We start from the raw sequence: 11767 nt of genomic DNA, 5'->3' as shown, positions 1-11767 counted from the left end.
TGCGCAGCCGTCTGCGCAGACAACACCTGCACCCCGACGACGGGCTCGTCACTCTTGAGGATCGTGGCCGGGATGATCTGCCCCTCATGGGCGAACACGGTGTAGGAACGCGCCATCTGGAACAAAGAAGCCGACAAGCCATAACCGTAAGACATGGTCGCCTGCTCCACGGGACGCCACGATTTGTAGGGACGCAGGCGACCCGAGGCCACCCCCGGAAAACTCAGCTGCGGCTTTTGACCAAACCCTGCGGCGGAAAAAATCTCCCACATCTCTCGCGGCTGCATCTGCATCGCGAGCTTGACGGTGCCCACATTGCTCGATTTTTGGATCACCTCCTCCACCGTCAGCACACCATGCGGATGGGCGTCGGAGATGGTCGAGCCCGTGATCTGGATCTTGCCCGGCGCGGTCTGGATCGGGGTGCTGGGTTTGACCCGACCGGTCTCCAGCGCCAACCCCACGGTGAAAGGTTTCATGGTCGAGCCAGGCTCGAACACGTCGGTCAAGGCGATGTTGCGCAGTTGCGCACCGGTCAGGTTCTGCCGCCGATCCGGCACATAACTGGGGTAATTGGCCAGCGCCAGCACCTCCCCCGTGATGGCATCGAGCACCACCACACTGCCGGCCTTGGCCTTGTTCTCCAGCACCGCCGACTTGAGCTTCTGGTAGGCAAAGAACTGCACCTTGCTGTCCACGGACAACTGAATGTCCTTGCCGTCGACTGGGGGCTCCTGCTCGCCCTCATCCTCCTCCACACGCCCCAGGCGGTCCTTGATGACTCGGCGCGACCCGGGACGGCCTGCGAGTTGCTTGTCAAAGGCCAGCTCCACGCCCTCCTGGCCATGGTTTTCCACATTGGCAAAACCCACCACATGGGCCGCAGCTTCCCCCTCGGGGTACTTGCGTTTGTACTCCTTGCGTTGGTAGATGCCCTTGAGGTTCAATGCGCTGATCTGCTGCGCCACCGATTCATCCACCTGCCGCTTGAGCCAGACAAACGTCTTGTCCTCGTCTTCGAGTTTTTTGTTCAGCTCGGACAACGGCACATCCAGCAACTGTGCCAAGCGGCGCAGTTTGGTCTTGACCTCGGCATCCTCGCGCTCCACATCCTCAGGGATGGCCCAGATGCTGGGTGCCACCACATTGGAGGCCAACAACAGCCCATTGCGATCCAGGATGCGCCCCCGGTTGGCAGGCAACTCCAAGGTGCGCGCAAAACGCACCGCCCCCTGGCGCTGGAAGAAGTCATTGCCGACCACCTGCACATAGGCGGCTCGCGCGGCCAGTCCCCCAAACCCCAGGGCCAACGCCGCCACAATGAACTTGCTGCGCCACACGGGCGTGCGGCTGGCCAATAGCGGACTGGAGGTGTAGAGGATGCTGCGGCTCATGGCAGACGCCCCTTGGCAGGAGGACGACGCAGCGCTTCGGCACCCGCCTCCTCCACAGGTGCGGTATAGGTCACGTAGTGCGTGATGGCGGGGGTGGTCACCCGCATATGCAACTGCTCCCGCGCGAGCTTGTCCACACGCAACGGCGTGGCCTGGGCGCGTTTGTCGATCTGCAGCTGCTCGCGCTCCGTCTCGATCTTGCGCGCCTCCAGTTTGGCGCGATCAATCTCCATGTACAGTCGGCGCGACTCGTACTGCACCTTGACCAGGTACAGCGCACTGGCAATCACCGCCAACAGCAGCACCACGTTGAGCCGGGTCATGGGCATGCCCCTCCCACAGTTGCCCACTGCGCATGGCACAGACCCGCCCGACACCCTGCAGGAGCAGGGGGCCGCGTTTCACCCAGGAACAAGCCAACGGTGCAACCACCTGCAGCAGGGAACAGCATGGCCTTCGCCCTCATGCCGCAGTCCTTTGCGCCACACGCATGATGGCGCTGCGCGCGCGCGGGTTGGCGCTGACTTCGGCGTCACTGGGTTTAACGCGCTCCAGGGCCTGCAGCTTCATGGCCTTGGGCGGTGCAAAAGGCGCACGACGGTCATACACCTCGCGCGCATGCTGCGCGATGAACTGCTTGACGATACGGTCTTCCAAAGAATGGAAACTGATCACCACCAGTCGCCCTCCAGGCTGCAAGACATCCAGGCTGGCCACTAACGCCGCTTGCAACTCTTCAAGCTCGGCGTTGATGAAAATCCGAAAAGCCTGAAATGTGCGCGTTGCAGGGTTCTGGCCCGGCTCGCGGGTTTTGACCGTGCCAGCCACGAGGTCGGCCAGCTCGGAGGTGGTTGAAAGAGGGCCCCGTTCTTGTCGGCGAGCCACAAGCGCCTTTGCAATCTGAACAGCAAACCGTTCTTCGCCATAGTCACGAATCACCTCCGCGATCTGTTGTTGTTCGGCCGTTGCCAGCCAGTCGGCCACGCTCTCGCCCCGCGTGGTGTCCATGCGCATGTCCAGCGGACCGTCGCCCCGGAACGAGAAGCCGCGCGCCGGGTTGTCGATCTGCGGGGAAGAGATGCCCAGGTCCATCAGCACGCCGGTGGCGCTGCGCGCGGGCAACTCGCCCAGGTGGCGGAAGCCCTCGTGGCGGATGGAAAAACGCGCATCCTGGATGCGCGAGGCTTCTGCAATGGCTTCGAGGTCCTTGTCGAAGGCCGTCAGACTGCCCTGGGGACCCAGCTTCGACAGGATCAGGCGCGAGTGCCCACCCCGGCCAAAGGTGGCGTCGACGTAATGTCCATCCGTCCCGGTGACCAGAGCATTGACTGCTTCGTTCAACAGGACGGTGGTGTGTTGCCATGCGGTGTCCACCCCGTCCGCCCGCTAAAAAGAGAAATCCTTGAAGACGTCGGGCATTTCTCCCCGCATCGCCTCCGCTTCCCTGGCTTCGTAGGTCGCCTTGTCCCACAGCTCGAAGTGGTTGCCCATGCCCAGCAGCATGGTGTCCTTCTCGATGCCGGCGGCCGAGCGCAGCTCGGGCGAGACCAGGACGCGGCCCGTGCCGTCGAGCTCCACGTCCATCGCATTGCCCAGGAAGATTCTCTTCCACCACTGGGCCGACATGGGTAACGCGGCGATGCGGTCGCGAAACTTTTCCCACTCCGGGCGCGGGAAAATCATCAGGCAGCCATGCGGATGCTTGGTGATGGTCAGCTGGTTGGCGGCGGTGGCGCTCAGGACGTCACGGTGCCGGGTCGGCACGGAAAGCCGACCCTTGCCATCCAAACTGAGTGACGAAGCGCCTTGAAACACCGGTGTGAGCCCCTACTAGGGTGGAAAGGCAATGAGCGGGGTGCGAAGGCACGATTCACCACTTAATTGCACTTTTTTGCACTGTAGCAGGAAAACTCTGCAAGGCAAGGAGCGCGATGTTGAAAATTGCAATGAAATCAATGACTTAGCGCTGTCTTCGCATGCACCAGACAGGGGAAAGTCGTTCTAAATGAAGCACTTAGGAAGTGCTGTGAAAGTGATTCCTGAAGGAATCCGACGGTGTTAGGGAATGTATCGGGACAGGTCCTCGTCCCGGCTCCAGACCCTCAGGCGACGCCATCCTCAGGAACAGCGGCCGCAGGCCGCTCCGGGGTGGGCCTGTTAATCCGTGCGCGCCAGCACCCGCGAATGCTCACTGATGCCGATGACGTTGAAGAAGGCCGCCACCAGGCGGTGCACCTCGGCGAATTGGACCTGGCGGCCCTCGGCCTGGCGGGCCGTCACCCAGTTGAGCAGACTGCCGGCGGCCGAGAAATCGATGCGGATCAAGCGCGCGCAGGTGATCACCATCACGTCAGCGCCGGCCATCTTGTCGTCCAGCGTCTGCAGCGCCTCGGTGGCATCACCCAGGATCTGCCCGGCCAGTTCCACCGTGGCGATGTTGGACATCTGCGAGTTCGGCGGCATCAGCGTGTCGCTGTAACCCGTCGTCAGGCCTGAGGACATCGAGTCGCGGAAGGCGTCGCCGATCAGCGTGTGGCCGGCCTGGTAGGTACCGTCGGCCTGCAGGGGCTTGTAGTCGCAACGCGCGCTGTCCCAGGACGGTGGGGAGACTTCGTACGTGACGCAGTAATCGAGCGCAACCAGTTCGAACTCGTCGGGCCGGTGCGTCACGCGCAGCACTTCCATGCGCAGCTTCCACCAAGCCGGGTTGACGGCCTTGTCGCCCGAGGGCGTGGCGTTCTTGAGCACACGCTCCAGGTTGTCGCCGCCGATGAAACGCAGTTGCAGGGGCTGCGAGGCCCATTGCGTGAAGGCGCGCGCCAGGCCCTCCAGGGCCGGCTCGTCGATGGCATTGAGCTTGGCCCAGGACAGGCGCCAGGGCGCGGTGGCCTTGGCCAGGGCGGCGTTCATGGCCGCCAGGGTCTGGGTGCCCAGGGTCGCCGGGCTGGTCCAGTCGGCCATCGGCGTGCCGGCGGCCGGCGCCGCAGTACTGGTGGGCGCATGCATGCGGCCCACAGCCTCGGGCAGGGAGACATACTGGGGCGCGGACCGGGCGAAGCGGCCGGCGAATTCGATCGCGGCGGTCTCGAAGCGGTCCTGCTGGCCGGTGGCGCGGTACAGGTCGAACAGGGTCAGCCAGGTCTCGTCGTGGCTGATGCGCGAGCCCTTGGGCCCCAACACCTCCAGCAGGCCGGCCTCGGCGCCGGCATCGTCGCCGTTGGCAAAGCGGATCGACGCCTCTTCCAGCTCCGGATCGTGGGCAAACTCATCGACGTCGATGGCAAACACCTTGGAGGCGGAGAACCCGGTGTTGCTGGCGACCGACTCGGTGCCCCGCGCACCCGACGGCGCAGCGGATTTGGCAGCGGCGGCCGGCGGCCGGGCCGGCGCCACCGGCCGGGCCGCGGCGGGAGCGGCTGGCGGCGTGAACGCCATGGGCGGCAACGCCGGTTGCGACTGGTTGAAGTCCGACATCATCGGCGCCAGGTCGGCCGGTTCGGTCTCCCTGCCCACGATGCCTGCCAGCGGCTGCGGCGCGGTCTTGGTGTAGGCGCTCGAACCGCTGGGCCCGCCCGCCGCGTCGGGCGGCATGTGCGAGGACATCGGGAAATTGGTGCTGCTGCCGGCGCCGCGCAGCATCGAGGAGTCGCCATGCTTGGTCTTCCACCACTGCATGGACATCTGCGCCTCGATCTCGTCGATCTTCTTGAGCGTGGTGGCGCGGTCGTCCGGCTTGGACGGCATCGAGCTCTGGAAGAATGAGGGCCGCGCCGCCGGGTCGGTGCCGGCCATCACCTCGGAGCGGCGCATCTTGCGCAGCATATCGAACTCGCGCTTGCGCACGAAATCGTTGCGGCGCTTGCGCTCGATCATCTCCTTGAGCATCTGCTTGGAGTAGGTGCTCTCGCGGTCGCTTTCCTGCTGGTCGAGATCGGCCCAGTTCGTCGTCGGGTTGCGGACGAACTTCACGACCTTCGACAGCAGGCCGTGGTTGTCGTCCTTCGGCGGCATGGCGGGTGTACTGGAAGCTTCGGGGAAAACAGGCGGGCCTGTCAGTCTCCGAACATCTTCTGCTTGAGTTCGCGGCGCTGCTGCGCCTCCAGCGACAGCGTGGCTGTGGGACGGGCCAGCAGGCGGCCCACGCCGATAGGCTCGCCGGTCTCGTCGCAGTAGCCGTAGTCGCCGGCATCGATGCGCTGGATCGACTGCTCGATCTTCTTGAGCAGCTTGCGCTCGCGGTCACGCGTGCGCAGTTCCAGCGCGTGCTCTTCCTCGATGGTGGCGCGGTCGGCCGGGTCCGGCACGATGACGGTGTCCTCGCGCAGGTGCTCGGTGGTCTCACCAGCGCTGTTGAGGATGTCCTGCTTGAGCTGCACCAGCTTGAGCTTGAAGAACGCCATCTGCTTGTCGTTCATGTACTCGGTGTCGGGCATGGCCATGACTTCGGCATCCGACATCTGGTCGGGCGTCTTGGTCTTCCAGTTGTTGGCCAGCTTGGCGTCTTTCTTGACAGCGACGAGGGGGGGAGGAGTGAGGACGGAGGGAGACATTGTTTGGGTATAGCTTGCTTTGGCAGCGGTCGAGGCGACCGACTGGGCCATGGACGGCACCGTGATCTGGGCCAGCCGGGCCGAGGGCTTGATGGCCCGGGCCGGACTGGCAGAGACGGTGGCCGCATCCGGTCGGGGCGGCATCGCCCGGACGGCGTTGGCGGCCGCTGCTGCAGCGGGGGAAAGGGTGCTTGCCTTGGCGGCTGCGGGAGCCGGCGCCTTGGCCACGGGGGACTTCGCCGCGGTGACCGGGGCCTTCTTGGGTGCCGTGGTGGTCACTTTTTTGGTTTCTTTCGGGGCGGTTTTGGCCGCTTTGGCCGGGGTTTTGGGAACGGGTTTCTTGGCGACAACCGCCTTCTTGGCGGCCGGCTTCGTGGTTTTCACCGGTTTGGCAGGCGTTTTCTTGGCCGGCGCCTTGGCGGCGCTCTTGGCGGCTTTGGGAGCGGACTTGGCCGCCGGCTTGGCTTTCACCGCCGGTTTTTTGGCTTTGGCCGCAGCCTTGGTTTGGGGCTTCAAGTCCTATCTCCTCGCGGCGTCAGCGCTGGCAGGCTCTGGCCCAGCGCCTGTTGCTCTGGCTCGTTATGGTGTTGAATCGCCTTCATTGGGGGGTGTTATACCCTGATTGTCCGGCGGCGAGCGCCGATTGTGAGGCCTTGCCGGCGCCCCCTGTGGAGCAGCACGCAGCGCAGAGGCCATCTGTTGCGCAATCGTGACAATCGGTGACGCCCGCCAGCCCTTCACACCAGGCACTGCTCCAGGCCCTGCAGGAAAATGTCACGCGGCAAGTCGATGCCGATGAAGACCATCTTGTTGCCGCGCGCCTCGCCCTCGGCCCAGGCCGGGCCCAGGTCGCTGCCCATGAGCTGGTGCACGCCCTGGAAGATGACCTTGCGCTCGGTGCCCTGCATGTGCAGCACACCCTTGTAGCGCAGCATGCGCGGGCCGTAGATGTTGACGATGGCGCCCAGGAAGTCCTCCAGCTTGGCCGGATCGAAGGGCCGCTCGGACTTGAAGACAAAGCTCTTGACGTCGTCGTCGTGGTGATGGTGGTGGCCGTGGCCGCCTTCATGGGCGTGCGAGGGGTGGTCGCAGTTCTCACCGTGTTCATGGTCATGGCCATGGTCGTGGCCCTCTTCCTTCAGGAAGTCCGGGTCGATGTCGAGCTTGGCGTTGAGGTTGAAGCCGCGCAGGTCGAACACCTGGTCCAGGCTGACCTCGCCGAAGTGCACCGCCTTCTGGGGCGCGCGCGGGTTCATGTGCTTGAGGCGGTGCATCAGGGCCTCGGTCTCTTCCTTGGCCACCAGGTCGGTCTTGCTGATGAAGATCTGGTCGGCAAAGCCCACCTGCATGCGCGCTTCCTGGCGGTCATTGAGCTGCTGGGGCGCGTGCTTGGCGTCCACCAGGGTCAGGATGGAGTCCAGCAGGTAGCTCTCGGCGATTTCCTCGTCCATGAAGAAGGTCTGGGCCACCGGGCCGGGGTCGGCCAGGCCGGTGGTCTCGATCACCACCCGGTCGAAGTCGATCAGGCCCTTGCGCTTCTTGGCCGCCAGCAGCTGCAGGGCGCCACGCAGGTCTTCGCGGATGGTGCAGCAGATGCAGCCATTGCTCATCTGGATGATCTGTTCCTTGGTCTCGGTGACCAGGATGTCGCTGTCGATGTTTTCCTCGCCGAACTCGTTCTCGATGACGGCGATCTTCATGCCGTGCGCCTCGCCCAGCACGCGCTTGAGCAGGGTGGTCTTGCCGGAGCCAAGGAAGCCGGTGAGGATGGTGGCGGGAATGAGGGCCATGGAAAGGTACCAAACGTCGGGAAGGGGCGCAGTTTACGGGGTTTGCCGGCGGGGTGGTCTAAGCCTTGCGCATCACCACCAGCCCCTTGAGGTATTCCCCCTCGGGAAACTCCAGCGTCATCGGATGGTCGGGCGCTCCGCCCAGCCTTTCGGTGATGTAGCCATCGACCCCCGCATCCGCCCCCGCCGAGGCGACGATCTTGTGGAACAGGTCGGCGCTGATGCCGCCCGAACAGGAATAGGTGAACAGCACGCCGCCGGGCGCCAGCAGCTTCAGGCCCAGCCGGTTGATGTCCTTGTAGGCGCGGGCGGCGCGCTCGGCGTGCGCTGCGGTGGGCGCCAGCTTGGGCGGGTCCAGCACGATGGCGTCAAAAGTCCGGCCCTCCTCGATGAAGCGGCGCAGCGAGGCGTTGACATCGGCGTCCAGGAACTGCGCGCGCCCGGCGTCAAAGCCGTTGAGCGCCAGGTTGGCGCGGGCCCGCTCCAGCGCCGGGGCCGAGGAGTCGATGGAGGTGACGTGGCCGGCCCCGCCGGCCAGCGCTGCGACGGTGAAGCCGCCGGTGTAGCAATAGCAATTGAGCACACGCTGTGAGCCCAGCCGGCGCACGCTGTCGGCGAACTTCTTGCGGCTGTCGCGCTGGTCCAGGTAGAAGCCGGTCTTGTGGCCAGTAGCGATGTCCAGGCCCAGGCGCCAGCCGTGCTCTTGAATGCTGTGTTCGGTCGGGCCCTCACCGCGCAGCCAGCCAGCGGCCGAGGGCAGGCCTTCGAGCGAACGGGCATTGGTGTCCGAGCGTTCGTACAGGCGCTCCAGCCCCGTGGCCTGCAGCAGCGCGTCGGCCAGCACCGCCTTCCAGCGCTCGGCGCCGGCCGACAGGAACTGCGCCACCAGGGTGTCGCCGTAGCGGTCGACGATCAGGCCCGGCAGGCCGTCGGATTCGCCGTGGACCAGGCGCATGCCGTCACTCTGGATGTCAAATCGCGCCCTGGCCCGCACCGATGCTTCGCATCTTGCTATCAAAAACGCAGCGTCAATGCGCTGGGTTTCGTCGAAGCTCCAGGCCCGGGCGCGGATTTTCGAGGCCGGGCTGAAAGCGGCCCAGGCCAGGAACTGGCCGCCATGGGATTCCACCCGCACGGTTTCGCCCGCATCGGCGCCCCCCCTGGCAATGGCGGATTCGAAAATCCAGGGATGGCGGCGCAGCAGGGAGCGCTCCTTGCCCTCCTTGAGTCGGATCATTTTCATGGGCCTATTGTCGGTGCGGAGACAATGGGGCGAGTTCAGGAGTATTCCAAGATGGGGTTCAGAGGCGGGAGACGGTTGCTGTGGGCGATGGTTTTGATGCTGGCCGCCGTGCTGGCGGCGCCGGCCGTGGCGCGCACCGTGCTCGACCTGGACCCGGAGCTCCAGCCTGTGGCATTGCTGGACTGGGGCGATGCCTGGACCGACGAGAGCGGCCGTGCCAGCGCCGCCACGGTGGCGGCCGATCCGGCCATCCGCTGGGCACCGACCCGCGCCGACGCGATCTACCCGCTGACCACAGGCAAGGCACTGTGGATCCGCTTCACGGTGCCGCCGGCGCCCGACAACGAGCGCTGGTACCTGGAGATCCCGTATCCCTCGGTCAACCTGGTCTCCCTGTACACGCCCGACCCCCTGGGCAACTGGGTCCACCAGTCGGCCGGCGACTCGCTGCCGGTGGCCGGCTGGCCGGTGCCGCACCGCCACCCTCTGCTGCCGATCGCGGTCTCCGCCGAGAATCCCCGCAGCTACCTGCTGCGGGTGGAAAACCCGCACAGCTTCAGCGCGCCGCTGAGCTTCGTCAGCGAGAGCTACTTCAGCCGGCGCGAGCAGCGCACCTCGCTGATCCTGGGCATCTATTTCGGTCTGGCCGGGCTGGCGGCGGTGCTGGCCCTGCTCAGTGCCGTCTCGCTGCGCGACAACGCCTACGGCCACTACGCATTGGCGGTCACCACCATGGCGCTGACCCAGGCCTCGATGACCGGCATCGCCGGTTTGCATCTGTGGCCCGGCCTGCCACGCTGGAACGATGTCTCGTCGCTGGTGCTGCCGGTGCTGACCACGGCCAGCTTCGTCTGGTTCCTGTCGGCGGTCGTGTCCATGCCGGAGCGCTCGCCCCGCCTGCACCGCGCCATGGCCACTCTCTCGCTGCTGGGCCTGCCCGTGGCCGTGGCGATCTGCCTGGTCGAACCGGCCCTGCGCTACCGCCTGCAGGTGCCCTATGCGGCGAGCGGCGCGCTGGCGGGCATAGTCACGCTGCTGTGGGCGGCGCGGCGCGGCGACCGCTACGCGCTGTGGTTGCTGGCGGCTTTCACGCCGGTGGTGGTGGGCGCGGTCTTTCCGCTGGCGCGCACCTGGGGCCTGATCCCGGTCAGCTTCTGGACCCAGCACGGCATGCAGGTGGGCATTGCGATCGAACTGCCGCTGATCCTGGTCATCCTCATGCTGCGCAGCCAGGCCCGGCGCGAGAACAACCGCCGCATCCAGGGCCTGGACCGGCTCGACCCGGCCACCGGCCTGATCAACGCCCAGGTCTTCGGCGAACGCCTGGGACGCATGATCGCGCGCTCGCAGCGGCTGCGCCACCAGAGCGCGGTGCTGCTGGTCGACATCGTCAACATCGGCCAGATCCGGCGCGATTTCGACCGGCGCTCGGCCGAGGAGATGCCGCTGCGCGTGGCCGGCCGCCTGCTGTCGGCGGCGCGCGAGATCGACAGCGTGGCCCGACTCTCGGACACGCGCTTTGGCATGCTGGTGGAAGGCCCGCTGACGCCTGAGGATGCGGCCTCAGCCGGTCCGCGCGTGGTGGCGCGCTGCCTGATGCCGTTCAAGGGCAAGCCGCTGGAGTGGGTGGCCCAGGTGCGGGTGGCCCAGACCCTGGTGCCGCTGGACGGCAGCGACCCACAGTCGGTGGTCGAGCGGCTCGAGACCTTGCTGGCCAGCGTGCCGTCCGACAGTCGCCGCGCCGTCTTCACATTGAAATGAATGTGGCCCCCACGCTCGCCCACTGCGTGTGGCTCGCTGCCCCCCGAGGGGGCCTTCGCGCCTAGGGGCGGCCCGTCGGCGCTCAAGCCGCGGTGAATCAGCTTTTTCGATGTGCGCGCGGATGGGCGGCGTCGTAGGCCTTGGCCAGGTGCTGGAAGTCCAGCCGGGTGTAGACCTGGGTGGTGCTGATGCTGGCGTGGCCCAGCAGTTCCTGCACCGCGCGCAGGTCGCTGCTGGACTGCAGCACATGGCTGGCAAAGGAGTGGCGCAGCATGTGGGGATGGACCGGCGTCGCCAGGCCGGCGCGCAGGCTGCGCTGGCGCAGCCGCTGCCAGATGGCCTGGGCCGTCAGCCGCGTGCCGTGGCGGCCGGTGAACAGCGCTGGCTGCGCCAAAGCGGTGGCCACCTCCCCGCGCACGTCCAGCCAGTGTTGCAGGGCCTGCAGCGCCTTGCTGCCCACCGGCACGCTGCGCCGTTTGCTGCCCTTGCCCAGCACATGGGCCTCGCCGGCCTGCAGGTCGATCCAGCCGCGCGCGGCCGTGCTGGCCACCGCGTCCAGGCCCACCAGCTCGCCCACGCGCAGGCCGCAGCCATAAAGCAGTTCGACCATCGCGGCGTCGCGCGCCTCCAGCCAGGGATCAGCCTCGCCGTCCTGGTACGAAGCCAGTTGGACCGCGTCGTCCACGCCCAGCGCCTTGGGCAGGGGCTTGGGCGACTTGGGCGCGCGCACGTCCAGCACCGGGTTGCTGGTCACCAGGCCCTGGCGGCCCAGCCACACATAGAAGCCGCGCCAGCCCGAGAGGATCAGCGCGATGCCGCGGCCGCTGCGGCCTGCGCCGTGCATCTGCGCCACCCAGCGCCGGATGTGGGTGTTCTGTACCGCAAGCAGGCCGACGCCGGCCTGGACGGCGTTGTCGGAGAGTCTTTGCAGATCGAGGGCGTAGAGCTCCACCGTCCGCTGCGCCAGCCGCTTTTCGACGCGCACATGCTCCAGGTAGCGTTCTACGAGGACAGCATCCGCGCCCATGC

Annotated in this window: 10 protein-coding genes; 1 reads left to right on the top strand and 9 read right to left on the bottom strand. The window is 66.3% G+C overall.

Annotated elements, in window-relative coordinates:
- The 8 genes from Q0632_RS19490 to Q0632_RS19455 form a co-directional block, all read right to left on the bottom strand.
- A partial coding sequence (locus Q0632_RS19490; protein ID WP_298933299.1) for a penicillin-binding protein 2 occupies positions 1-1394 on the bottom strand: 1394 nt, incomplete at its 3' end.
- Entirely contained in the window at positions 1391-1717 is a 327-nt protein-coding gene (ftsL, locus tag Q0632_RS19485) for a cell division protein FtsL (protein ID WP_298933297.1), read from the bottom strand. The genes Q0632_RS19490 and ftsL, both read right to left, overlap by 4 nt.
- Positions 1718-1856: 139 nt before the next feature.
- The gene (rsmH, locus tag Q0632_RS19480) at positions 1857-2768 is read right to left on the bottom strand and encodes a 16S rRNA (cytosine(1402)-N(4))-methyltransferase RsmH (RefSeq protein WP_298933296.1); all 912 of its coding nucleotides are present in this window, start codon (positions 2766-2768) and stop codon (positions 1857-1859) included.
- Positions 2769-2780: 12 nt separating this feature from the next.
- Positions 2781-3209: a division/cell wall cluster transcriptional repressor MraZ gene (gene mraZ, locus Q0632_RS19475; protein ID WP_298933294.1), complete on the bottom strand. Its 429-nt coding sequence runs from the start codon at positions 3207-3209 to the stop codon at positions 2781-2783.
- A gap of 342 nt (positions 3210-3551) precedes the next feature.
- Positions 3552-5405 carry an STAS domain-containing protein gene (locus Q0632_RS19470; RefSeq protein ID WP_298933292.1) on the bottom strand — a complete coding sequence of 618 codons (1854 nt, stop codon included), beginning with the start codon at positions 5403-5405 and terminating at the stop codon, positions 3552-3554.
- Between the two features lie 41 nt (positions 5406-5446).
- Positions 5447-6460: an RNA polymerase-binding protein DksA gene (gene dksA / locus Q0632_RS19465; RefSeq protein ID WP_298933289.1), complete on the bottom strand. Its 1014-nt coding sequence runs from the start codon at positions 6458-6460 to the stop codon at positions 5447-5449.
- A 221-nt stretch (positions 6461-6681) separates the two neighbouring features.
- Positions 6682-7734, bottom strand: coding sequence for a GTP-binding protein (locus tag Q0632_RS19460; protein WP_298933286.1), 1053 nt, complete (start codon positions 7732-7734; stop codon positions 6682-6684).
- Positions 7735-7792: 58 nt separating this feature from the next.
- Positions 7793-8977 carry a class I SAM-dependent methyltransferase gene (locus tag Q0632_RS19455; protein ID WP_298933284.1) on the bottom strand — a complete coding sequence of 395 codons (1185 nt, stop codon included), beginning with the start codon at positions 8975-8977 and terminating at the stop codon, positions 7793-7795.
- A gap of 51 nt (positions 8978-9028) precedes the next feature.
- Here Q0632_RS19455 and Q0632_RS19450 point away from each other — a divergent pair, with 51 nt between their 5' ends.
- Complete coding sequence (locus Q0632_RS19450) at positions 9029-10738, top strand: 7TM diverse intracellular signaling domain-containing protein (protein WP_298933283.1); 1710 nt, start codon at positions 9029-9031, stop codon at positions 10736-10738.
- A gap of 97 nt (positions 10739-10835) precedes the next feature.
- Here the strand turns inward: Q0632_RS19450 and xerC are convergent, their stop codons facing one another.
- Entirely contained in the window at positions 10836-11765 is a 930-nt protein-coding gene (gene xerC, locus Q0632_RS19445) for a tyrosine recombinase XerC (protein ID WP_298933281.1), read from the bottom strand.
- Positions 11766-11767: the final 2 nt, after the last annotated feature.

Origin of the sequence: uncultured Ramlibacter sp. (assembly GCF_936925435.1) — a bacterium.
GTDB lineage: Bacteria > Pseudomonadota > Gammaproteobacteria > Burkholderiales > Burkholderiaceae_C > Ramlibacter.
This window is presented reverse-complemented; position numbering and strand designations above follow the sequence as displayed.

What these genes read in the sequence shown, in the direction of transcription:
- ftsL (WP_298933297.1), bottom strand. Translation starts at nt 1,717, where the DNA reads ATGACCCGGCTCAACGTGGTGCTGCTGTTGGCGGTGATTGCCAGTGCG.
- Q0632_RS19470 (WP_298933292.1), bottom strand. Translation starts at nt 5,405, where the DNA reads ATGCCGCCGAAGGACGACAACCACGGCCTGCTGTCGAAGGTCGTGAAG.
- Q0632_RS19460 (WP_298933286.1), bottom strand. Translation starts at nt 7,734, where the DNA reads ATGGCCCTCATTCCCGCCACCATCCTCACCGGCTTCCTTGGCTCCGGC.
- Q0632_RS19455 (WP_298933284.1), bottom strand. Translation starts at nt 8,977, where the DNA reads ATGAAAATGATCCGACTCAAGGAGGGCAAGGAGCGCTCCCTGCTGCGC.
- Q0632_RS19450 (WP_298933283.1), top strand. Translation starts at nt 9,029, where the DNA reads ATGGGGTTCAGAGGCGGGAGACGGTTGCTGTGGGCGATGGTTTTGATG.
- xerC (WP_298933281.1), bottom strand. Translation starts at nt 11,765, where the DNA reads ATGGGCGCGGATGCTGTCCTCGTAGAACGCTACCTGGAGCATGTGCGC.